This is a genomic window from Paenibacillus doosanensis (assembly GCF_025060755.1).
In the GTDB taxonomy this organism is placed as follows: domain Bacteria; phylum Bacillota; class Bacilli; order Paenibacillales; family NBRC-103111; genus Paenibacillus_S; species Paenibacillus_S doosanensis.
The window spans coordinates 15,661-39,156 of sequence record NZ_JANYUY010000059.1; the positions used below are offsets into that span (position 1 = coordinate 15,661).

At 54.4% G+C, this 23,496-nt stretch carries 22 protein-coding genes and 1 riboswitch; of the genes, 15 read left to right on the top strand and 7 right to left on the bottom strand.

The genetic code is table 11. The features are described from left to right. Positions 1–50: 50 nt before the first annotated feature. Together rtpA and N0M98_RS28700 are read left to right on the top strand one after the other, a co-directional pair. The gene (rtpA, locus tag N0M98_RS28695) at positions 51–206 is read left to right on the top strand and encodes an anti-TRAP protein (protein ID WP_249863571.1); all 156 of its coding nucleotides are present in this window, start codon (positions 51–53) and stop codon (positions 204–206) included. A 224-nt stretch (positions 207–430) separates the two neighbouring features. Further along, positions 431–1,990, top strand: coding sequence for an extracellular solute-binding protein (locus tag N0M98_RS28700; RefSeq protein ID WP_259619899.1), 1,560 nt, complete (start codon positions 431–433; stop codon positions 1,988–1,990). A gap of 65 nt (positions 1,991–2,055) precedes the next feature. On the opposite strand, the gene N0M98_RS28705 is transcribed toward N0M98_RS28700, so the two are convergent. Beyond that, complete coding sequence (locus tag N0M98_RS28705; protein WP_259619900.1) at positions 2,056–2,871, bottom strand: helix-turn-helix domain-containing protein; 816 nt, start codon at positions 2,869–2,871, stop codon at positions 2,056–2,058. Positions 2,872–3,071: 200 nt separating this feature from the next. On the opposite strand from N0M98_RS28705, the gene N0M98_RS28710 reads away from it, so the two are divergent. From N0M98_RS28710 to N0M98_RS28730, 5 genes are all read left to right on the top strand, one after another. Beyond that, on the top strand, positions 3,072–4,691 hold the full coding sequence (locus N0M98_RS28710) for a helix-turn-helix domain-containing protein (protein ID WP_259619901.1): 1,620 nt from the start codon (positions 3,072–3,074) through the stop codon (positions 4,689–4,691). 90 nt (positions 4,692–4,781) lie between these two features. Next, positions 4,782–5,780 carry an ABC transporter substrate-binding protein gene (locus N0M98_RS28715; protein WP_249863567.1) on the top strand — a complete coding sequence of 333 codons (999 nt, stop codon included), beginning with the start codon at positions 4,782–4,784 and terminating at the stop codon, positions 5,778–5,780. Positions 5,781–6,126: 346 nt separating this feature from the next. Further along, a complete protein-coding gene (locus N0M98_RS28720) occupies positions 6,127–7,845 on the top strand; it encodes an ABC transporter ATP-binding protein (protein WP_259619902.1) in 1,719 nt (572 codons plus the stop codon). A 74-nt stretch (positions 7,846–7,919) separates the two neighbouring features. Beyond that, entirely contained in the window at positions 7,920–8,369 is a 450-nt protein-coding gene (locus N0M98_RS28725; protein ID WP_249863565.1) for a DUF441 domain-containing protein, read from the top strand. A 69-nt stretch (positions 8,370–8,438) separates the two neighbouring features. Continuing rightward, a riboswitch (cyclic di-AMP (ydaO/yuaA leader) is annotated at positions 8,439–8,588 on the top strand. Between the two features lie 3 nt (positions 8,589–8,591). Further along, on the top strand, positions 8,592–9,431 hold the full coding sequence (locus N0M98_RS28730) for a C40 family peptidase (RefSeq protein ID WP_249863564.1): 840 nt from the start codon (positions 8,592–8,594) through the stop codon (positions 9,429–9,431). Positions 9,432–9,576: 145 nt separating this feature from the next. On the opposite strand, the gene N0M98_RS28735 is transcribed toward N0M98_RS28730, so the two are convergent. Continuing rightward, entirely contained in the window at positions 9,577–9,930 is a 354-nt protein-coding gene (locus N0M98_RS28735; protein WP_259619903.1) for a group I truncated hemoglobin, read from the bottom strand. 166 nt (positions 9,931–10,096) lie between these two features. Between N0M98_RS28735 and N0M98_RS28740 the strand changes: the two genes are divergently transcribed. The 6 genes from N0M98_RS28740 (at position 10,097) to N0M98_RS28765 (ending at position 13,783) form a co-directional block, all read left to right on the top strand. After that, positions 10,097–10,342, top strand: coding sequence for a spore gernimation protein GerQ (locus N0M98_RS28740; RefSeq protein ID WP_259619904.1), 246 nt, complete (start codon positions 10,097–10,099; stop codon positions 10,340–10,342). Between the two features lie 12 nt (positions 10,343–10,354). Next, positions 10,355–10,741, top strand: a complete 387-nt coding sequence (locus tag N0M98_RS28745) for a spore coat protein (protein ID WP_249863561.1) — start codon at positions 10,355–10,357, stop codon at positions 10,739–10,741. Continuing rightward, the gene (locus N0M98_RS28750) at positions 10,738–11,874 is read left to right on the top strand and encodes a zinc-dependent alcohol dehydrogenase (RefSeq protein ID WP_259619905.1); all 1,137 of its coding nucleotides are present in this window, start codon (positions 10,738–10,740) and stop codon (positions 11,872–11,874) included. The genes N0M98_RS28745 and N0M98_RS28750 overlap by 4 nt, the downstream gene beginning before the upstream one ends. Positions 11,875–11,904: 30 nt before the next feature. Further along, positions 11,905–12,120: a hypothetical protein gene (locus tag N0M98_RS28755; RefSeq protein ID WP_249863559.1), complete on the top strand. Its 216-nt coding sequence runs from the start codon at positions 11,905–11,907 to the stop codon at positions 12,118–12,120. Further along, a complete protein-coding gene (locus N0M98_RS28760; protein ID WP_259619906.1) occupies positions 12,117–12,413 on the top strand; it encodes a spore coat protein in 297 nt (98 codons plus the stop codon). Before N0M98_RS28755 ends, N0M98_RS28760 begins: the two co-directional genes overlap by 4 nt. 161 nt (positions 12,414–12,574) lie before the next feature. Then, positions 12,575–13,783, top strand: a complete 1,209-nt coding sequence (locus N0M98_RS28765; protein WP_259619907.1) for a cytochrome P450 — start codon at positions 12,575–12,577, stop codon at positions 13,781–13,783. Between the two features lie 228 nt (positions 13,784–14,011). Here N0M98_RS28765 and N0M98_RS28770 read toward each other — a convergent pair whose 3' ends face one another. The 4 genes from N0M98_RS28770 to N0M98_RS28785 are packed head-to-tail and all read right to left on the bottom strand — an operon-like array spanning position 14,012 to position 18,863. Beyond that, complete coding sequence (locus tag N0M98_RS28770) at positions 14,012–15,487, bottom strand: sulfatase family protein (protein ID WP_259619908.1); 1,476 nt, start codon at positions 15,485–15,487, stop codon at positions 14,012–14,014. Between the two features lie 29 nt (positions 15,488–15,516). Continuing rightward, entirely contained in the window at positions 15,517–16,371 is an 855-nt protein-coding gene (locus tag N0M98_RS28775; protein ID WP_249863555.1) for a carbohydrate ABC transporter permease, read from the bottom strand. A 2-nt stretch (positions 16,372–16,373) separates the two neighbouring features. Further along, entirely contained in the window at positions 16,374–17,336 is a 963-nt protein-coding gene (locus tag N0M98_RS28780) for a carbohydrate ABC transporter permease (RefSeq protein WP_259619909.1), read from the bottom strand. A gap of 24 nt (positions 17,337–17,360) precedes the next feature. Next, the gene (locus N0M98_RS28785; protein WP_259619910.1) at positions 17,361–18,863 is read right to left on the bottom strand and encodes an ABC transporter substrate-binding protein; all 1,503 of its coding nucleotides are present in this window, start codon (positions 18,861–18,863) and stop codon (positions 17,361–17,363) included. A 216-nt stretch (positions 18,864–19,079) separates the two neighbouring features. On the opposite strand from N0M98_RS28785, the gene N0M98_RS28790 reads away from it, so the two are divergent. Further along, positions 19,080–19,871: an AraC family transcriptional regulator gene (locus N0M98_RS28790; protein ID WP_249863552.1), complete on the top strand. Its 792-nt coding sequence runs from the start codon at positions 19,080–19,082 to the stop codon at positions 19,869–19,871. Positions 19,872–20,131: 260 nt separating this feature from the next. Here the strand turns inward: N0M98_RS28790 and N0M98_RS28795 are convergent, their stop codons facing one another. After that, on the bottom strand, positions 20,132–21,958 hold the full coding sequence (locus N0M98_RS28795; RefSeq protein ID WP_259619911.1) for a cache domain-containing sensor histidine kinase: 1,827 nt from the start codon (positions 21,956–21,958) through the stop codon (positions 20,132–20,134). 133 nt (positions 21,959–22,091) lie between these two features. Here N0M98_RS28795 and N0M98_RS28800 point away from each other — a divergent pair, with 133 nt between their 5' ends. After that, a complete protein-coding gene (locus N0M98_RS28800) occupies positions 22,092–23,483 on the top strand; it encodes a response regulator transcription factor (protein WP_259619912.1) in 1,392 nt (463 codons plus the stop codon). Positions 23,484–23,496 lie beyond the last annotated feature (13 nt).

The window sequence follows — 23,496 nt, forward strand, 5'->3', positions numbered from 1 at the left end:
CAAACTCCGGCGAACATGATAGGATAGAACCAAAAAGGAGTTGACGACGCATGGTCATAGCAATGGACGATCTCGAGGCGGCCTGCCCTGAATGCAACCGGGAAGGGAAGGTAGAAGGAGAGACATGCCCGAAGTGCGACGGCAAAGGGGTCATTCTGACGGCCCTGGGGCAGACGCTGCTTCATTTCATTAAAAAACATAGCTGACGGCCGGCGCATCAAGCGGCGGCATTGCAGCTAACGGAAGAGCGGCGGGCAGCCTATGCGCCTGCCGCTTTTTTTTGACAGTATAAAATCTATAAATTTCCGGGATCGTAAATAAAGACAACCCTCCGTAATTTTCACTGTAACGATGATCAGAGAAAATAGGGTAAGATAAACTAGGTTATCTTTTAGAAATAGATAAAAAGAAGTGGGAGAGAAGGCTTACAATGAAAAAAGCAGTGAGTTTGGTTATGGTTACGGCCCTGGCGGCAGGCTCCTTGGCGGGCTGTGCCACCAAAAACGAAGGAGCGAAAGAATCGGGAAGCGGTGCAGGCAGCCAAGGCCCCTTGAAATTTTCCATCGCTTATCCGATCACAACCGGTGACGGCTATGCCCAACGATCCCCGGACTTGAATAAGGACAAATGGATTCAAAGGCTCAATAAGCTGACCAACACGGAATTGGACGTCCGCTTGATCCAACGGGAGAAGATGAGCATGATGTTCGCCGGCAACGACATTCCCGATGTGCTTGGAAGTCTGGATTTGCCGACAGGCAAAGATATGGCCGGCTCTGTAGAAGCCGGACAATTCATGCCGCTGGACGATCTGCTGAAGGAATACGCGCCGAATGTCCTGAAGAAAGTGCCTAAGGAGGCATGGGATGCGGTGTCGTATAAAGGCCAAATCTATGCGATCCCGAGCTATCTGACGAATCCGTCGCGCCGTGGCACGTATATTCGTACGGATTTGCTGGAAAAAACCGGGCTGCCAGTACCCAAGACGGTTGACGAATTTTTGGACGTTCTGCGGGCCTTCAAGAAGCTCGGCGTAGAGAATCCTTATCAAATGCGGGAAAATTTCAAATATGCCGACGTGATTCTGGGCGCCTTTGACGTGCTTCCTTATAAAGATCAGTTTGAGAAGCAGGGCGATCAAATCGTACCGAAGTTTTTTGACGTGGAAAATATGCAGAAGGCGCTGCAAACGTATAAGACCATGTACGACGAGGGCTTGATTCCGAAAGATTTTGCAACGATCTCCTCGACCGAATACAGCAAAAACATCAATGCCGGCAAATCGGGAATTTGGTCCGCCAATGTCGGAACGGGGCTGAAAGATTTCAGAACGAATCTGAAAGCGGTCGATCCCGCCGCCAAAGTGGATGTGATTCCTTCGCCGAAAGGTCCTGAAGGGAAGGGCGGATACTTCCTGTACTCTCCTATCGTCAGCGCCTATTACATTAGCAAAAACGTCGATAAAGATAAAGCGGCGGGAATTATGAAGTTTATCGATTGGATGACGACCGACGAGGCGGATAAATTTTTCAGTCTTGGCGTCGAAGGAGAGAACTATACGGTCGAAAACGGCAAAATCCAGTACAAAGCGCCGACGAACAAAGAGGAAACTCAGGAGGAATCTTTCCGCACGACATTGAGATTGGCTTCGGATTCCACCTATAATAAGCTGCAACTGAGCGTAAGCCAGGACGGCCAAGACATATTGACCGCATTCGATACGGTGCTGTCGAAGGAAGGGCTGCCGGGCATCGGTTTCAACCCCGATTTGAAGGCATTCTCCAAGTATCCTGACCTGACGCCGCTCGGAGACACCGGCCCGAAATTAATTATCGATCATATGGTCAAAATGATTTACGGAAAAGAGCCGATTTCGGATTGGCCTAAAGTAATTGAAGAGTATAAGTCGAAAGGCGGCAACGAAATCATCAAAGAGGCGACCGAAAGATATAACAATAAAGACGGCATCGCCCTGTTTAACAATCAATAACCTGTTAAGGCTTGGTTCAGCTCAGTTGAATCAAGCCTTTTGTTTTTTGCTCAGAGGTTCCCGATTCACGTTCCGGTTCCATTGTTGCGCACATATTGCTCCGGGGACACGCCGACAATGCTTTTAAAATCTTTAATAAAATGGCTCTGATCGTAATAACCGAGCTCCGCCGCAAATTGCGGCCAATTCCACGGCTGTCCTTCCTCCAGTTTATCGGCTACCTCCAGCAGCCTGAAGCGCTGAATAACCCATTTGGGACTAACGCCGACGTACTTGCCGAACATGCGCTGCAGCATTCTGACGGATAAATGGAACTGCCTTGCGATGTCCCGAGCGCCGGTAATGCTGCGGTCGTTTTTGATCGCTTCGATGATGCTTCTGATTTCGGCAACCGCCGGGTCATGCGCGGGCATACGGCCGCGAAGAAACGTTTCGGCGTGCGTCACCATGCCTGCCGCATCATTGCTGTCCAGCGACTTTACGGCATGTTCGTAGGCGACGGCATCGGCTCCGAACACGTCCTCGGCACGGACAGTTTGGCCTGTCCAGCGCTGAACCGGAATTCCGGTGAACGGGTAGAACGCACCCGGATGAAACTTGATGCCCAGAACGACCCCCGAATTTTGCAGCTTCCGCGTAAACTTTCGTTCGACGACTCCCGTAACCCACGCTCCGTCAGGCTCCACCGTCATATGGACCGAAGGATGGGGCAGCACCTCGGACATATACGGCTCTTGGCCCGTTAAATCCCATTTCACGATCCAGTATTGCTCGACATACGCCTCCAAATCCGGTGAGGGTATGTACAGGTCAAGAGTAAACTTGCTGCGTTGGACCGGCTCGTTCAGCACCCCGCGCGGTTTTTTTAGATTGGCTTCCACGGTCAGAACCTCCCGTCAAGAATGATGGCTGGACAGCTTTCTTGATCCATTGTATGGAAAAAGAAGGCTAAATACAAACGGATACCGATTTGGCTGTACTAGGCGAGGTCAATGTGGATCGAGGCTCGACCTTCCGGACGTTTTCCTATATAATAATGATAATCATTATCGATATTATTAGGGAAGGGGTATGCTGTCGGTTGAATAAGCTGGACCAACTTAGATTTGAATTGCAGGAGGCGGAGCGGCGGCAGCAGGGCGAGGGAGAGCTGCTCCCGGCCGAACGGGCGGCAGCGCTTAGTCTGATCCTCCTTCAACACGGCTGCGCTATTGTGCGGACCGGAGACGAGGCGATACGTCTGAACCCAAGCGAAGCCTATATTTGCGTGCATACGCCGGGGCAAGCGATAGCGTTCGGAAGTGATTCCGCTTCGGACAAGCCGCCGGCCGTCTATCTGTTTCACTTTGATATGTTCGCCCGGCACGAGAGCGGATGGCGACGGCTTGATCCCGCGTCGGAGGATACCGCATGGCTGGCGGGGCGGTATTCGCCCGATAACGACCCTTCAGCCGCTCGGCTCGCCGCGGAGACGGAAGCGTATTGGCGCTCTGCAGACCCGCTGGAGCGGATGGCGGCGCAGTCGGCGTTTCTGATGCTGCTCTGCCGGCTGCTCCAAAGCCGCAGAGAGGAGGGGGAGCGGCCGGAGGATGCGATAGCGCGGACGAAGGCCTATATCGACTCCCGCTGCCAGGAGCCGCTGAAGGTCGGGCAGCTCGCGCGCATGAGCGGATTTAACCCGCATTATTACTTGCATTTGTTCAAAAAGCAATATGGGACAAGCCCGATCGAATACATGACCGGCAAACGAATGGAGCGGGCCAAAGCGCTGCTGCTTGAACCGGGGGAGTCGATTCGCGAGGTAGCCCGCGCGGCGGGTTATAAGGACGAGTTTTATTTCAGCCGATTGTTCAAGCGGAAGACCGGCATGGCGCCGTCCGTGTATATAAGAAGCCGCCGGCATAAGATCGTCTCCTACAGCTACGCCGTTACCGGACAACTGCTGGCGCTGCAGATCATACCGTACGGAGCGCCCCGCGATTGGCAGCGGTCCGCGCATTATATGAGCCGCTACGGCCGGGATATTCCTCTTCATCTTCAGGCGGCGGATACCCCGCGATATTGGGAGGAGAATCGGAACGCGCTGAGGAATTCGCGGCCCGAGGCTATCGTCGCGGTCAATTGGCCCGATGTTGCCGACAGGGAGGAAATGGACGGCATTGCCCCCGCCTTGTACGTTCCCTGGCGGGAAGCGAGTTGGCGCGAGCATTTGCAGCTGACGGGAGAATTTCTGAACCGAAGCAAGGAAGCCGGGCAATGGCTGCGGCAGTACGAAGAGCTGACGGAACGCGCCGGCGTCCGAATTCGCCGGCGGCTGGGCGAGGAAACCGTTATGATGCTTTATTTCAACGGGCCCAAGGCGTATATATGCGGCAGGCATCGAACCGGATCGGTCTTATACGACGATCTGCACATCAAGCCTCCGGAGCCGGTCCGGCAGATCTTTGCTTATCAAGCGGCGGAGCCCGGCGATCTGCTCCTGTACGATCCCGACCATATGATATGTATCGTCAACCGCGCTACGACGGCGCCCGCCGACATGGCTTCATGGTCTGAAGCGGCTGCGTGGCGCGCGCTGAAGGCGGTTCGCAGCGGCTGCGTCTACCAGGTCGGGATGGACCCGTGGCTGGAGTACTCGGCTTCGGGCCACCAGCGTATCGTCGAGGAGGCGTTAAAGCTGTTTGCGCAGGATCGTCCATGAAAAAAACTGAGGATTGTCTATGGCTGGCGGAGAGGCGGCAATGTATACTACAAAAGTGTTGAGAATGGTTATCAATTAAAGGAGGATCTTATGAAATCCAGAACATCGAGAATAATGCTGTGCCTCGTCATTGCCGCCATGACGTTAGGCTCGGCTTGCGGCAATACAGGGCAAAACGCCGGCGGAACGGCAGAATCCAGCCAGACCAATGCAGCTTCGGGAGATGCGCAGAGCGGCTCGGCCGCGCCCGCCGGGGAACGTACCGTCACCGACGAGCTGGGTCATCAAGTGAAGCTGCCTGCGCATATCGACCGGGTGCTCGCTCCCTATTTGGAGGACCCGATAGCGGCGCTCGGCGTAAAGCCCGTCGCGCAATGGTCGAGCGGCAGCACCGTATTCGAATACTTGCAGCCATGGCTGAAGGATGTGCCGAAAACAAGCTCGACGCCGGCGGTCGAAGAAGTGCTCGCTTATCAGCCGGACCTTATTATTTTGAATACGGCCGCCAAGGCGGCGAACGGGATTTACGAGCAGTATGCGAAAATCGCGCCGACCTATGTGTTCCAGAACGGGCTCACGAAAGATTGGAAAGAGGTGCTGCTCACCGTAGGCGAACTGCTCGGTAGCAAAGATAAAGCCGAACAGGCCATCGCCGGCTACGAGCAAAAAGCGCGCGAAGCTAAGCGGCAGATAAGCCCTATTGTCGGAGACAAGAAAAGCGTGATCTTATGGATACAGGGCAAAAGCATCTACCTCGTCGACAGCGGACGCTTCAGCGGCGCGGTGCTGGCGAAGGATCTCGGCTTCCCGTTCCCCGAACAGGCTTTGGTGGAGACGGTCGGCAAGCCGCTGGCCGAGCTGTCGCTGGAGACGCTGCCGGATTTGAAGGCGGATTATATTTTCTATGTCAATCAGAATGCGAACGGCAACGAACAAACGAATCTTATTCTCGATAACGAAGTATGGAAGCGGCTGCCCGCCGTTCAGCAGGGCCACGCCTACGAGGTCGATTATGGCAATTGGATTAACGGAGGCATTCTTGCCAACGAGAAGACGATTGACGATGTGCTGAAGCTGTTGAAACGATAGGCGTTCCGTTGCAAGGACGCACGCAGGCGCAGCCGCAAGATCAGAGCGGATCACCCTCTGGTCTTTTTGGTTGTTTAGGAAATGATGCGCAGCAAATTCCTGTGGATATCCTGGGGCTCCTCCGAAAGGAATGTCTAACCATAGAACGAACCCAGAGGAATGGTTAGACGCCGATCCAGCTTAGGCTGGATGCGGACGGAATAAGCTTCAGAGCATCACGTCACTACCCTGGAAATTACTCTTGGTACCCCATTTCCATTGTCTGTGGTGCCGCGTAGCGGCATGGATGGCTTTTGGGGGATTTGTTCCGTTTAACCGGAAGCCGGAGAGAGGAGAACGGGCACGAATGCTGAAACAATTTTTCGCTTATTACAAGCCTTACAAAAAGTTATTTATCATCGATTTTTGCTGCGCCGTATTTTCGGCTTTGCTGGAGCTTGGATTTCCGCTGGCCGTCAACCAATTCGTCGACAAGCTGCTGCCGAGCGGCAACTGGCGGCTGATTTTATGGTCGTGTCTCGGCTTGCTTGCCGTCTATGCGCTGAACAGCGCGCTGCAGTATATCGTCACTTACTGGGGACATAAGCTGGGCATCAACATTGAAACCGATATGCGGCGCAAGCTGTTCGAGCATGTGCAGAAGCTGTCGTTCCGCTTCTTCGACAACAACAAGACGGGAACGCTGTTATCGCGGATGACCAGCAATTTGATGGAAATCGGGGAGATGGCGCATCACGGACCGGAGGACGTATTTATCGCGGTCATGACGCTGCTCGGCGCATTCGCGCTGATGCTGGCGATCAATTGGAAGCTGGCCCTGCTCACGGTCATTGTCATTCCGGGCTTGATCTTCCTGGCGATGCATTTTAACCGCAAAATGATTCAGGCGTTCCGGCGCATGTTCAGGGACATCGGAGAGTTTAACGCGCGGGTGGAGGATAGCATCGGGGGCATTCGCGTTGTGCAATCTTTCACGAACGAAGAACACGAAGCGAAATTGTTCGCTCACAATAACGAGCAGTACCGGCAAACGAAGTTTTTTTCCTATAAAGTTCAGGCGCAGAACGCGTCGGCCAGTTACTTTCTGACGCGGATGATCATTTTGTTCGTTCTTGTGTGCGGCACGTGGTTCGTCATCCGGGGGGAGCTGACGAGCGGGGAATTCGTCGGATTCCTGCTGCTGTCGAACGTGCTGCTCGGACCGATCAACAAGATCGGGGCCGTTATCGAGAGTTATCCGAAGGGCATTGCCGGATTCAAGAGCTACCTGGAGCTGCTGGAGACGGAGCCGGATATTGCCGAAGCGCCGGAGGCGGTCGATCCGGGTAAGCTGCGCGGCGACATCCGTTTTCACGACGTTACCTTCGGGTACGAGCAGGGGAGAAACGTCATCAGCCAGATGAGTTTGACTATTCATGCCGGGGAGACGGTGGCTCTGGTCGGTCCTTCCGGCGCGGGGAAAACGACGATGCTCAGCCTTTTGCCGCGTTTTTACGAGGTGAACGCAGGCAGCATTACGGTCGACGGCATCGATATCCGCAAGATGAAGCTGGCTGCCCTTCGCGGCCAAATCGGCATTGTTCAGCAGGACGTATTCCTGTTCTCCGGCACGATTCGCGATAATATCGCCTACGGCAAGCTGGACGCTGCGGAAGAGCAAATATGGGAAGCCGCCCGCAGAGCGCGGCTGGAGGAGTTTATACGGTCGCAGCCCGACGGCTTGATGACGGTGATCGGCGAGCGGGGCGTGAAGCTGTCCGGAGGCCAGAAGCAGCGGCTTTCCATTGCGAGAATGTTCCTTAAGAATCCTCCGATTCTCATTTTGGATGAGGCGACCTCCGCATTGGATTCGGAGACGGAGAAAGCGATCCAGCAGTCGCTGAACGAGCTGGCCGCAGGACGCACGACCTTGATCATCGCGCACCGGTTGGCGACGATCCAGAACGCGGACCGCATCATCGTGATGACGGAGCAGGGAATTCGGGAGCAGGGACGGCACGAAGAGCTGCTCGCCGCCCAAGGCGCTTACACTCAGCTGCATCAGGCCCAATTCGGGCTTAAGTGATTTTCCATTGAATTTCCAGGTATCGTTCATGTAAAATGGATAATGCTGCTGATTACGATTACAAAGGAGTTCTTATGCCCCAGATCGACATGCCTTCTGTCATTCTATTAATTTTTGCGGCGCTTGGCATATTGAGCAACAACAATTCGATTACCGTGGCCGTCGTCTTCCTCCTGCTGCTGCGGGTGTTGAACGTGCAGCAGGCTTTTCCGTGGATTGAAAAGTACGGCTTGACGGCCGGCATTATCGTCTTGACGATAGGGATTATGGCGCCGCTGGCGAGCGGCAAAATTACGTTTCAAACGTTGTACGAATCGGTATTCCACTGGAAATCGCTGCTTGCGGTGGCGATCGGCATGCTGGTCGCTTATTTGGGCGGGCGCGGCGCGATGCTGATGACGAATCAGCCGACGGTCGTAACGGGCATTCTGCTGGGCACCGTGCTCGGAGTCGCTTTCTTGAAGGGCGTTCCCGTAGGCCCGCTTATCGCAGCGGGAATTTTATCCTTATTTTTAGGCAAATGATGGCAGTATTTGCGGCGCGTACCCACCGATATGCCGGAAGGAGAACGAATATACTGTAAATAGCTTCGCGAAGTAAACATGCCGAATCGGCACAGCATAAGTGACCGTACGGGGGATGCTTTATTGGGGTGAATGTTTGCGCGGCCTCGCGCCAAGCGAATAGGGGAAAACCTCTCCCTAACCCGTCAACTAACCTCGGAGGCTTTTGGGAGGAATTGAACGTTGAAGTTGTTTGGCAAAGCTTTAATTGTATCCTGCGCGTTTATTTCGTGCGCGCTTTTTTCGGCCGTGCATGCTCAGGCCGCCCCGGAAGACGCAGTGAAGATTCAAGTCAATGACAAGCTGGTCGATTTTCCGGAAACGAAGCCGGTTTTGGACGCGAACTCTCAGCTGCAGGTTCCGTTCCGCCCCCTGATGGAAAACCTCGGCTATAAGGTCGAATGGGTGCAGGAGGGCAGAGAAGTCAAAGTAACGATGAGCAAAGGCGATCAGAACATGACGCTGAAAACCGGCGACGATTTCGTAGTCGTCAACGGCAAGCAAGTGAAGGTGAACTCGATGATCGGGATGGCGCAAGGCAGCGTATACGTTCCTCTGCGCTTCGTATCCGAGACGCTGGGAAGCGAGGTGCAATGGGATAACGATAATCAAATCGCCATTGTCGACGCGGACGGGAAGTATCATGCTCCGGCCTGGTACAAGCCCAAGCAGGACGATAAGCTGCTGAAGTACGCCCAAGCTTATATGGGCATTCCGTACGTATGGGGAGGCAGCTCGCCGGCCGGCTTTGACTGCTCGGGCTTCGTGAAGTTTGTTTTCTCGAATGTCCGCGGAATCGAACTGCCCCGAACGTCCAACGAAATGTATGATAGCACGGGCGTTGCCGTAGCGTCTCCGAAACCGGGCGATCTCGTATTTTTCGCTAACGGACGCCTGTCCCATGTCGGCATTTATATGGGCAACGGCCAGTTCATTTCGGCAACGACGTCGTACGGGGTTCATATCGACTCGCTGTACAGTTCGTACTGGGGAAGCAGGTACATAGGAGCTAAAAGCTTGTAACGTTGTGCAGTATAAGAGTCCCCATGCTTAATGGATTATTATCGAAAAAGGATATTATGGGAATTTATTACAAACAGGCTGTCAAGTTCAGCCTGTTTGTTTGGTTCTTGGCCCCAAAAACGTCGGCGCTTGCAGCCGGCGTCTTTTATTTATACAGGATATCGTCCTTCAAGGTCGCCACATGCTCCAGCACCTGTGAAATTTCTTTTTCCTGAACGCCGAAATGGGCGAGCGCGTCGTGCAGATGCCCGGCCACCGCATCAAAGTGCACAGGCTGCAAATTCATGCCTTCATGGGCTTTGGCCATCGATTTGCCCGAATATTGATTCGGCCCGCCGAGCGCGAAGCTGATAAATTTGGCCTGATGTCTGCGTTGTTTCTCCATATCGGTATGCTCAAAAAAATGTTTGATCGTATCGTCCGCAAGAATGCGTTTGTAAAATTCATCGACAACCTTCGAAATGCTGTCTTCTCCGCCTAATTGTTCGTACAGTGTCATGATAAACTCCTTCCGATGGATAGATTGCGTACAGTAATTTGTCCGTTTTTCTCCAAAATATTCATGGAACGCTTAAAAGGCAATGATAGCTCTCCGCATCCGCATAACATGCAAAATGAAAGGAAATGTTAGCTATGTTTAAGTCAATTTGGGAGGTGACGGCTACATGCCAATATCGTCGTTAGCGCTGCATGAATCGATGGAGCTTCATGAAGCGCTCAATTTCAAAACGCTTTGCCTGGCCAAGTCCAAACTGATGCAGGGCCTTGTATTCGACCGGGATCTGAAAGCTTTATTGCAAAAGGATGTGGAGCAGTCCATTCAAGCGATCGCCGAGCTGCAGGCGCTTTATGCGAAAGCCCCGTTTCAAGCCGCGATGCCCGCTAGTCGTCCGGACCCTATCATAAACTAAGGTGTGATCAGTATGAATAGCGATCATTTAGATCCGATTAACGCATTAAATATGCCGGAATTAGCGGATATGACCTTAGCTGCGGATTTTCTTATGCGGGCGAAGGAGGGCGTTCGCAATGCGGCCATCGCTTTGACGGAAACGGTCACTCCGGAAGCAAGGACGCTGCTGAAGACGCAGCTGAGCCAAAGTCTTGCGATGCACCGGGAAATTATGGAGCTGATGATAGACAAGAAATGGTTCCATCCGTACGAGCTGAGCGAGCAATACAAGCTAGATCAATTATCTGCCAAAAATACGGTTATGATCGGGCAAATGAATTTATTTCCGGGAGACACGTCCCGTAAAGGGATGTTCGACCGGACGCCGGACGAGCCGAGCGGAGGAAAGCTGTCATGAAAGCTGTCACTTATCAAGGAATTAAGCAGGTCGCGGTCAAGGAAGTGCCGGACCCGAAGATCGAAAAGCCGGACGATATGATCGTGAAGCTGACAACAACGGCCATATGCGGCTCGGACCTGCATCTGATCCACGGGATGATTCCGAATTTGCAGGAAAATTACGTGATCGGACATGAACCGATGGGCATCGTGGAGGAAGTGGGGCCCGAAGTTAGCAAGCTGAAAAAGGGAGACCGCGTCATCATCCCGTTCACGATCGCGTGCGGCGAATGCTTTTACTGCAAACATCAACTGGAAAGCCAATGCGACAATTCCAACGAAAACGGCGATATGGGGGCCTATTTCGGCTATTCCGGATCAACGGGAGGCTACGCCGGCGGGCAGGCCGAATATTTGCGCGTGCCGTTCGCCAATTTCACTCATTTCAAAATTCCCGAGAGCTGCGAAGAGCCGGATGAGAAGCTGTGTCTGATCGCCGATGCCATGACGACCGCCTTCTGGAGCGTCGATAACGCCGGAGTGAAAGAAGGCGATACGGTGATTGTGCTCGGCTGCGGCCCGATCGGGCTGCTGGCGCAAAAGTTTTGCTGGCTGAAGAAAGCGGGGCGCGTCATCGCGGTCGATTATGTCGATTACCGGCTGCAGCATGCCAAGCAAACGAATCAAGTGGAAACGATTCATTTCGAACAATATCCGAATGTCGGGCAGCATTTGAAGGAACTGACGAAGGGCGGGGCGGACGTCGTCATCGATGCGGTCGGTATGGACGGCAAGATGAGCGACCTTGAATTTTTAGCCAGCGGGCTGAAGCTGCAGGGCGGATCGATGGGGGCGTTAATCACCGCTTCGCAGGCGGTGCGCAAAGGGGGAACGATTCAAATCACCGGCGTATACGGCGGGCGGTACAACGGATTTCCGCTCGGCGATATTATGCAGCGCAATGTGAACATCCGCTCGGGACAAGCTCCCGTCATTCATTTGATGCCATATATGTATGACCTGATCGCCTCGGGCAAAGTCGATCCGGGCGATATTATTACGCACGTGCTGCCGCTGAGCGACGCCAAGCGGGGATATGAAGCGTTCGATACGAAGACGGACAACTGCATCAAAGTCGTTCTGAAGCCCTAACAACGAATTGCAGGCAGGAGGAATATTCGGATGAATTCAACGTACGCACTGCATGAAACGCTGGAGGTTCATGAGATTGCCGCATTCAAAACGGTTTGCCTGACCAAAGCCAAAACGATGCAGCTGCTCGTATCGGATGAGCAACTGAAGTCGATTTTGCAGGAGGAGGCCCAGCTCGCTTCCCGGCAGCTGGAGGAGCTGCGCGGCGTATTGTCGAAGGCTGCGGGGAGGGAGAAGACCGTATGAATACGATTTTGGAGCATCTGACCGGCATGCATACATTGACGGATCAAGTCATTGCGACCGATTTTCTGATCGGCGCCAAGAACGCCGTTCGTAGTTATGCGATGGCCGTGACCGAGTGCCCGACGCCGGAAATTCGCGATATGCTGGCGAGACAGCTCGATGAAGCGGTCGCAACGCATGAGAAGATCGCGAACTATATGGTGGAGCGGGGCTGGTATTTGCCTCATGACACAGACGGGCAGCTCGCGCTCGATTTGAACAATATGGAGACGGCCCTCAACATTCCGGGCTGACCGCCTAAGGATCAAGGATTAAAGATTAAGGACCGGCGGAAGCTCTCACTGATCGGGAGGGCTTTCGGCTTGCCATGTATGGCATAAGCAGGATGATATTGCTAATTCGGGGGCATCTTAATGTGGAGCAAACTTACTATCGCGAGAGGAGACCTGTCCATATGGAAACCGTGCAATCGGAGCGATATGCGAACATTGTCCCGATGGACGAGCTGGGAACGGCCGACAAACGGCTGCATCCGTTTCCCGTTCTGAACGAGCTGCGGCGCAAGTCCCCGGTCCGGTACGACGAGAGCCGGGCGTGCTGGGACGTATTCCGTTACGAAGACGCGCATCATATATTGAAAAATCCGGCCGAATTTTCGTCCAAGCGAAGGCTGGCGGGCAACGAAAACGATACTCTCTTAACGATGGACCCTCCGCGGCATTCGCAGATGAGAGCGTTGGTCAACAAGGCGTTCACGCCGCGGGTCATCTCCGAATTGGAGCCGCACATCGCTTCGATCGCCAACGAATGTCTGGATACGGTCATCGGCCGGGGCTCCATGGATGTCGTGCACGATCTGGCGGTGCCGGTGCCGGTTATCGTGATAGCGGAATTGCTGGGCGTCCGTCCGCAGGACCGCATGCTGTTCAAAGAATGGTCCGATATTCTTGTCATGGGCTCGGAAGAAAACAGCGAAGCATCGTTTAAGCAGCTAATGGCGACCAAGCAGCGGGCTTTGGAGGAATTGAACGTTTATTTAGGCAGCATCGTCGAGGAACGCAAGAAACAGCCTAAGGAAGATTTGATCTCCTTGCTGATTTCCGCCGAAATTGACGGTGAAAAGCTGAAAGATCACGAGATTCTCGGATTTTCGATCCTGCTGCTCGCGGCGGGCAACGAGACGACGACCAATCTGATCACAAATGCCGTGCGTTACTTGACGGAAGCACCTAAGGCGCAAGAGCAGCTGCGGGAGCATCCCGAGCTAATACCCGGATTTATCGAAGAAGTACTGCGCTATTATCCGCCGATTCAAGCGATCGGCCGCGTCGCCGCTGCGGATTGCACGATTGGCGGCCAGCCAATCAAAGCGGGGGATCAAGTGGTGTCCTGGGTAGCGTCGGCCAACCGCGACGAGTCGAAATTCCCCGATCCCGACACGTTCCTGATCGACCGAAAGCCCAACGCCCATCTTTCCTTCGGCTTCGGTATTCATTTCTGTCTGGGCGCGCCGCTGGCGCGGCTGGAAGGGCAGATTGCGATCCGTGCGATGCTGGAGCGGATGGCGGACATACGGTTCGCAGCGGGGACGCCGCTTGTTCCTATCCAAAGCCCGTTCGTCTTCGGCGTGAAGCAGTACCCGGTTACATTCGCGGCGCGATAAACCGCTTGATGGAAAGCGACTGACTCTCCTTGGCTTGTTCTTTGGCCGAGGGGAGTTTTTTACGTTACAACGGATGGATTTCGAGGGCAAGTTATTTTCGGATTCGGGGCGGCGGAGGCATAGAGCGGCCGCGTGCCGCCGCAATACGAACGGCTTTCCGGTACATTCCCGGAAAGCCGTTTCTTGTTTCCTGCACTATGAGCGCCGCTCACTGCGCTATGCCGCCGCTCAAGCGAATTCCCGCGGATGCCGCCGCTTCAGCTCCTCGATCCCGTAGGCGCGCCCGGTTGCTTCCAGCCGCTTCACGTAGTCCTTTAAGAAGCCTTTGGCATGGTAGGGACCGCCTTCCTTGATGACCGTCCACAGCGGATCGACGTCGAACGGCATCGATTGCATCATCGCGTCATGCCAATCATTTAACAGATAGACCGCTTCGCGGCAAACGTCGCGGCGTTCGGCGGCAAGATTATGCTGCTCGTAAGGGTCCGCGCTAAGCCGGAACAGCATTTCCTTATCGAATAAATGGAAGCCGTCATGATACGTTCTGACGTAGAGCCAGTCACCGAAGCGGACGCTGCGCTGGCAGACATGAGCGCATTGCGAGACGACGAGATAATCTCTGCCGCACGCTTCGCCCGACCGCAGAGCGGCGGCATAGCTCTGTCCGTCCCAGCTCGGTGACGACGGAGAGCCGAGCAATTCGGCCATCGTCGGAGCCAGGTCCAGATGATAATGAAACCCTTCGTCGACATGGTTCGACATGAGCCCGGGCCAGCGGATGATCATCGGGATGCGGCATGTGCCTTGATCCGCGGTCGCATGCTCGCCGTAGATGCCCAGCTCGCCCATGTTTTCACCGTGATCGGCGGTAATAATGACGATCAGGTCGTCCATGACCCCTTGAGCTTCAAGCTCGCTGAACAGCCGGCCGATATGCTCATCCATGTAACGGATGCCCATGTCGTATCCGTCGACCATTCGCCTTAAGCCGCTCCGGTCCGTAATTTCGCCGGGATGGCGGGGGTACTGCGGCAGCGCCCGGTTGTCGTACATATTGATTTCGCTGGCGCTGTGCGGCCCGATCTTTTGCTTATGCGCTTCGAGCACTTCATCGGTAATCCAGGAGGGCAGAGGATCGCTTTTGAACGGATTGGCGAAATCCTCCGGCGTGCGGTACGGCGTATGAGGGTCCCAATAATTGACGTACAGAAACCAATTGTCTTCTTGGGCGTTTCGGCGAATCCAGTCCAAGGCGACCGGCGTCACTTCCTCGGCGTATTCCATGCCGCCCTTGCCGGTATTATGCATTTCGTGAAATCCGGCGTAAAACGTCCATGAGGAGTGACGCTCCGCGAACGGGCTGATCAAGGCGGTTTTCATTCCTGCTTGACGGAACACGTTAGGCAGGCATTCCTTGCCGATTCGGTCCCGGAACGCACGCTCCTCGCCTTCATGCCGCACATCTCCGGCTGTTCCGCCGTGTCCGACAACGCCGTTGTGAATGCCGAAGCGGCCGGTCATCAGCGCGGTGCGCGACGGAAAGCAGGGAGCGTCGGAGGTGTAATAATTCGTAAACCGCACCCCTTCCTTGGCAATGGCATCGATGTTCGGGGAGGTGTTCCGGTGGTAGCCATAGCATCCCAGATGGTCCGGGCGTGTGGAGTCCAGATCGAGCAGCAAAATTCTTGTTTTGTTCGTTTTCATTGAGGCATTCTCCTTTGTATGAGAGATCGTTATCCTTTAATCGCGCCGGCCATGCCGTCGACAAAGTAGCGCTGCAGCAGCAGAAATACGATGATGATCGGCACCAGCGCAATCGTGCCGCCGGCGGCGATTCCCGTCCAATCGACGATATTTTCGCCCCGCAAAGCATATAGCCCGACGGCCAGCGTTCGCAGATCCGGGTTGCTCAGCGTCAGTACGAGAGGAAGCAGAAACGAGTTCCAGGTCCAGATGAATTGCATAATGACCGCGCTGCCGACGATCGGCTTGGACAGCGGGAGCATGATGTGGACGAAGGTGCGAAAGAAGCCGCAGCCGTCCATAATCGCCGCCTCTTCCAGTTCCTTCGGCACTTGGCGGAAAAAACCGGCGAATAACAGCACGAAGACGAGATGGCCGCCACCCGATTCGGCCAAAATAATGCCGCCAAGCGAGTTCATCAGTCCCAAATGCTTGATGAGCTCAAAGACAGGAATAATGGAAAACTCCAGCGGAACGAACATGCTGGCGGCCAATACCGTGATGATCAGCCGCTTTCCCTTGAAGGCGTACCGGCCTAGCGCGTAGCCGCAGGTAGCAGTAATGCACAGGACGATAACGATAACCGCAATTGTAACGATAACGGAGTTCATAAAATAGCGGTCGAAATGCCCCGCGTCCCAAGCCCGAGCGAAGTTCGCTCCGTTCAAGGAGTCGGGAATCAGGCTGAGTCCTTTGGCAAAAAACTCGTCCTGGCTTTTGAACGAAGCCGAGATCATCCATAGAAACGGATAAATCCATACAAAAGCAACCGCAGCGAGCAAAATATGAGTGAGCAGACCCGGAAGCGACTTGACTGTACTGCGGAACGTCGTGAGCTGATGCATCGTTACGCGCCTCCTCTGCCGGAAGATTTCATTCTGCCGTTGATCCAGGCTTGAATAACGGCGATCAGTACGATCGTGAAAGCGAAGAAGATGCCGGCGGCCGACGCATATCCCATTCGGGGCAGTCCCATTTCACTGGAAAAGGCGTAACGGTAAATATACGTGGAGACGACGTCCGTAGCGTAGAAGGGGCCGCCTTCCGTCATCGTTTTGATCAGATCGAACACTTTAAGCGAGCCGGCGATATTGAGCAGCAGGATGACCAGACCGATCGGCATAATCTGCGGCAGCGTAATGTGCACGAAGGTGCGGAAATGGGTAGCGCCGTCGACTCGGGCCGCTTCGTACAGCTCCCGCGGGACCGTCTGCAGCCCGGCCAGCCAGTAAATCATGTTCATGCCGAGATTTTTCCATACATAAATCATAATGACCGTGAACATAGCCCAATTCGCGTCGCCCAGCCAGTTGACCGGAGCGTCGAGAATGCCGAGGGAGGTCAGCATAAAGTTGACGGCTCCGTCGGAGCTCCAAATGTAGACCATAATGATGCCGACGATCGATGCGGTGGTCACCACGGGAATGAAATAGAGCGTCCGGTATACCGCCGCGCCCCGCAGCTTCGGATTGTTCAGCACAAGAGCGATCAACAAAGCCAGCACGAGAAGGAGCGGAACGGAGCCCAGCATAAATTTGAAGCTGTTGGCGTAGGCTTTCCAAAAGTAAAGATCATGAATAATATCCTTGAAATTTTGCAGGCCGACATATTGAATATCGGAGCTGATCCCCGACCAGTCATGCAGAGCGTAATACCAATTGATGACGATCGGCCATCCTTGAAACATCGCGTAAAAAAGCAAATTCGGCGCGATAAACAGCCAGCACCATCTCTGAATAACGCGCTGCCGGCTGCTGCGGGCGCGGGGATCGGTCCCCGTATGCTGCGGCGTTGAAACGACTTTCTCCATATCAGCCCTCCTGACTTGGCGCCGTTACTTTAACGCCTTGTAATCCTCCGAGGTATAGTTTTTCATCGGGTCCCAATTAGGAAATTCGAAATCCGAGGCGGATACTTTGGCGCCCTTGCCTTTGGCCGCCTCGATCGCGCTGTTCCATGCTGTCCCGAGCTGCTTGGAGTATTGCGCGAGCGCATCCTTCTCGTCCTTGATCGCCCCCGAGACGACGGCCGATAAAATTTCTCCCGCATCCGGGTGAACATCCTTAAATTCCGCGAACACCGAGGCGGTCTCCGGATTGCGGACGCTCGGATCGGGGATGGTCCGGCCATACGATTGCACGATGTCGTAATAGGCCTTGAGCTGGGCCGCTTTGGCGTACTTCTCGTTGATGCCCTTCACGACGGAGAAGGAATCGCCGGATTCGACCCGTTTCGGCTGGAAGAAGTCGCCTCCGTAAAATTCCTTCAAATACAGGATCGCTTCCTTCGGATGCTTGGATTGGGCCGACAGTCCGATCCACGCCCCGTTATTCGTCAGCGGCAGCGAGCCTTTGCGTCCGGATTCGGGCAGCGGAGGAGCCATGACGCCGTACTCGAGCTTCGGATTGTCCTTATTCCATACGCCTACGTTCCAGGCGCCTTGAATGATGAAGCCCGCCTGATCTTGGGCGAATAGGGCGCGCGCTTCGGGAGCGGAGATGCTCATCGTCTTGGGATGGAAGCTTCCGTCCTTGGCCAGTCCCTTGAACAGGTTAAATAAATCGAGCACGGGTTGGGAGTCGTATGTCGCTTGCTTGGTGGCCAAGCTGACCGGGGCGTTGCCGTTCAGTCCGCTGCCGCCGAGAGACGACCATTCTCTAAGCGTCGACAGCCAGCGGTTGCTCTGCTTGCCGCCTTCGATAATACCGTAATATTTACCTTTGCCCGCCGCCGTAATCTTCTGTGCGTATTCGCGGAATTCGGCGTAGGTTGCCGGCGGTTTCTCCGGGTCGAGGCCCGCTTCCTTGAACAGTTTTTTATTGTAAAAAACAAGCGTGCTCGGGAGCGAAAGCGCCTCGGGAATCGAATAGATTTTGCCGTCGACCATGGTGGTTCCGTTCTGAAAGGTGCCGTCGATAAACATGTTTTTGAAGGAGTCGTCGATGTACGGATCAAGCGGCTGGTACCATTGATCTTTGACTAGAGTGGATAGCTTCATCCCGGTCGGGACGGGGAATAAGTCGGGAGCGTCGTTCGTTTTCACGGCGGTGAGCACCGTATTTTTGAATTGATCGACCGTCAGCTGGGTATATTCGATCTTGATGTTCGGATATTTTTCCATAAACTGTTTGTGGAACTCGTCCCGCAGCGGCTTGACGCTGTCGCTCCAGTCCATCACGCGCAGGACGACGGGAGCGCCATCGCCGCCTTGAGTATCCGCGGACGATTTGCTTTGGGCGCTATCGCCCGGAGGGGAAGCGGCGGGGGAGCAGGCGTTCAACGGAATTAAGCTGACGACGGCAAGCAATGAAGTGATGATGCGCAAGTAAGGCTTCATACATAGACCTCCTCTTAATTTGCACTTTTTTGCAATCGCTTTCAAATTGGTCTGACAAGGTAAATTATAGATAGTTGCTCCAGCAACGTCTATGTATAATATACAGATCAGATGTATAAAACTATCGTTCAATTTGAAAAGATGTAGGCGAATTACAGCAGTTATGAGATAATCGTCTGTATAATATTACGCAACATAGGAGGGAGCCTTCGCGCTATGCTGACCATTCATTCCGCATTTTTCGATAATATGATACCGAACTGGCGCAACCAATTGGAGGCGGTCAAGTTCCACATTTTGGTTTTGATTACTCACGGAAAAGTGTTATATACGCTGAACGGAGAATCCCGGATCGTGCAGGCGGGGGAATTGCTGCTCATTCCGAAGGGAACGAGCCGGGTGGCGGAAAATGCAAGCGAAGAACCGCATCAGAAATATACGGTGCTGTTTCATTATTTTTATCACAATGTGCTGGAAGAGAGTGAAATTCCGTATTTGACGAACGGTCAAATTCTCCATTTGAAAATCCGCAATTTCGAATACGTCAAGCAGCGTTTCATGCTATTGTACCGGGAAGACATGGAAAAAAAGCCTTTCTCCGAGCTGATCCGCCTGGGCACTCTGCAGGAGCTGCTGGCTTTGGCGGGAAGAGAGGCCGAGGTGCTCGACATTTCGCCGATCAAGCTGAAGCTGGCCAAAACGATCCAGCAATACATTCTCGAAAATTACCGCACGCCGCTCCACATCGAGCAGCTGGCGGAGCTGATCCATCGTTCGCCGAACTACACGATTTCCCTGTTCAAGGAAGTGAACGGACAATCCCCGATTCAATATATGCATCAGCTGAGAATGATGGAGGCGCGCAATTTGCTGGCCAATTCGGGCATGAGCGTAACGGAAATTTCGCAATATTTGGGGTACTACGATACGTCCTATTTTTTCAAAATGTTCAAAAAGTTTACGTCGATGTCGCCGACGGCGTTTATTACGCGCGAAGAGATGGGGTAAGCGAAGAGCGGGGGACGAGACGCAGACGCTCAAACCCTCGACCCGCTTGCTTCGTTTGCGTTTTCACCGGACTTTTTAGTGAGATGATGAAAAACGCCGACTGCGCATGCGAAAGCATCTTCCGATCGCTCTTGTTCCCGGATTTCTTGAATAGGTAAGCCCGTGAAACGGGTGAAATCCGAGAACAAAGGCGAACGCTAACGGCTTCTCCAGATTGCTCCCGCTTGCTTCGCTGACGTTTTCACCGGTTTCACCACCCTTTAAGGCATCACTGGGTTGTCTCCGGAGCGGGGCAGCCGCACCTGTACCAGCGTTCCCCGCCCTTCCGGCCGGTTGCGCCCGATTCGCATCGAGAAGCGCTCGCCGTAAGCGAGCTCGTACCGGCGGTATACGCTCAAGATGCCGGTATGCCGGGAGAAGTAGGGATCGGAGGGTTCGCCCCCTGCGGCGGCGAGGTTCTCCATCCGCTGCAGCACGTCCTCCGGCATGCCGCTGCCGTTATCGGCTACGGTAAACACCCAGTGATCCCCATCCGGCTGCACCGAGATGCGGAGGCGGAAATCGTCATCGTCGGCAAGCGGACTCCAGCCGTACTTCAGCGAATTTTCCACAAACGGCTGAATGCTCAGCTTCATCACCGGGGCGTCGAGCAGCTCGGGAGCGATGGCGAAATCAGCCTGGACCCGCCTTCCGTAGCGGTACGAATGGATGTGCAAGAAATCGCTGGTGTACTCAAGCTCCTCTTCAAGACGGGCAAGCCCCCGGTCTTTGCGCACATTGTAGCGCATCATCCGCGAAACGCATTGCAGCATGTCGCTGACCGCTTCTCCGTCATTATGGAGCGAATACGATTCGATCGTCTCCAGCGTGTTGAACAAAAAATGCGGGTTGATCTGCGCCTGGAGCTGCAGCAGCTCCTTCTCCTTCTCGCTCAGCTTCGAGCGAAGCACTTCCTTCCTCAATATCTCCAGATCGTCCAGCATCCGATTGTAGGTGTTAATGAGAAAGCCGATTTCATCCTGCGCGGAATGCTCAATCGGCACGGAAGTGCCGCGACCCAGCATTTGCATTCCCGATTTTAAGCGGTACAGCGGCTTCAGCACGGCTCCCATCACGGGAAAGGCGATCAGCAGCGCCAGCATCAGGCTGATGGCTGCGACGATGTAAGTGATCGTCTGGGCTTGCTCGATCCCTTTGCTAACCTCGTCCAGCTGCGAAATTCCAACCAGCGTCCAGCCTCCGAGCGGTATCGGATGGGACATTACTTGATAGCGGTTCCCTTCGAGCGTCGCTAGGAACGGCTCGGGCGAACGCGAATGGTCCTTCAGCTGTCCGGAAAGCCCCTCCGGCAGAGTGCCCGCCTCTCCGAAGTTGACGAGCTCGCCGGTTTCTCTATTGTACATGACCATCCGTCCGTCCTGTCCGAGCTTCGTATGATCCATCATCTTCTGCAGCCAGGCGGCGTCGATCTCAATGAGCAGCCAGGAGCCGACGGACTTTTGCTGAAGATCGATGACCGGTTTGACGAAAGTGACGACCTGCTGTCCGGCCGACGGGGTAACGGCGTAGTTCATCGGGTGAGGCGCAAGCAGCCCCTCCTTGGTCATGCCGAAAACTTGGCTGAACACCGGATCTTTCTGAAACGGATATTCGTATTGAATATGAACCTTTTGCGATTCGGAGTAGACTTTGCCCAAGGAATCCAAGTACAGCACGCTGAGAATTTCTTTTTTTGATTGAATGAGGAGCTGCAGCAGGGGACGGAAGCTGATCGAATAGCCGGACTGGTCGGGAACGCTGTCTTTGGGCACCGACAGAAATTTCTGAAACTCGGAATTAATGACGACCGTGTTCAGCGTTTCGTTCATTCCGATGAAATAATTGTTAATTTCGTTAGCCATATACTCGATCAGCTGGGACGAGATAGCGGCCGTATAATTGGTGCTGGAGCGTACGATGAGATACTGGGAGATGAAGCTGACCGTCAGCGTAGGGACGAGAGATAAGAGGATTAACAGCACGAAAAGCTTGCCTCTGAGCGATAAAGCGCGAAATTTGCGGACCATTGTCTTGAAGCGTTGTAGCATTGCCGCACCACCCTTGTAGGTTGTAAAAGTTTAAGCTCGCCATCCGGCGCGTAAGTATGGTTAACTTAAAATAGAACCGTAAACCTTTATTTCGCTGCGATGCAACCGATTTCCTAGCAGGAGGCTGAGAAGTTTGAAAATTTGTGTCATCGATGATGAAATCGCTGTCAGGTCGGGGGTTATTGTTAAATTAAACCGTTTGAACAAGCCTATCGAGGTGTTTGACGCCGGATTCGGCGAGGCGGCGCTGGAGAACGTGCGCAGAATCCGGCCCGATATCGTGATTACGGACATTATGATGCCGGGGCTGACCGGTTTGGAGCTGCTTCAGCAGCTGAAAGAGGAGCTGCCTGCCGTCCGCGTGTTTCTGCTGACCGGCTACAGCGAGTTCGAATACGCCCGCAGAGCGATTCAGCTCGGGGCGATGGGATATTTGCTCAAGCCGGCGAACCGGAAGGAGCTGCTGAAGCTGGTCTCGGACGCAGAACGGGAGGAAAGCGGCAGGCTGGCGGCCGACTTGCGCCGTTATGCTGCCCAGCTCAGGGAGCGGGAGATGCATCTGGAGCCGGCGGAGCTGCTAATGCCGTTCAGCTGGTATGACGAGACGGTGCCGAAACGAATCCGCCTTGCGGCCGATCCGGCCGGTATGGCGCTTGAGGCGGAGCGGGAAGCGGTGATCTTCTCCTTCAAATACAAGCTTCATGTGGATGGAGCGGTCGTGCGCGCCGATTGGAAGGAGCACGGCTGCTTTGCCCGGGGGGATGAGTTCATACCGGCGTTTATCCGCGAGGCGGAACGCTGGGAGGCGAAGCAATTTTTCGCGCCGGACGGTGCTTCGAGGCAGCGGGGCGGCGAAGCCCGGCTGAAGCAATCGTCGGCTATGCGGCAGTCGATCGTCCAGGCGGTGAAGGAGATGGACGTTTCGGAGCTGGAGCAGAGGGTGGATGCGTTTTTGCGCCACGCGGAGCAGCTGGAGCTGAAGCAGCTGCGCAAGGAATGCGCATATTTGATGGCTATGCTCGACGAGGCGATGACGGCGGGGCATAATATTACGATCGTCGAGGAGGACAAGCTCGATTACTGGTTTTCTTGGGTCGTCCGCCATCCGAGCTGGCGGGAGTTGAAGCGCAGCGTGGAGCGATTCGTCGTCGGAGGCGTCAAAGCGTTGGCGGAGCTCGATTCGAATCAGCAGCCGACCGACCTTGTGGACAAAGCGATGCAGCTTGTTCACCGGCATAAGGGCGCCGATATCAATCTGGAGTCGGTGGCGGCAGCGCTGTCGGTTCATTCCGTGACCTTAAGCCGCATCTTCAAGCAGCATACGGGCGAGAACTTCGTCCGTTATGTCGTCCGGCATAAAATGAAACAGGCCGAGCGGCAGCTCGTCGAAAGCGATAAGAAGGTGGGAGAAATCGCCGAGGAGGCGGGCTATGCGGACTATCGTTACTTCAGCCAGCTGTTCAAGCAGGCTTACGGCCTCAGCCCGTCGGAATACCGCAAACGGCATATTCGCCCGGATCGTTAAAAAGTTCATACGT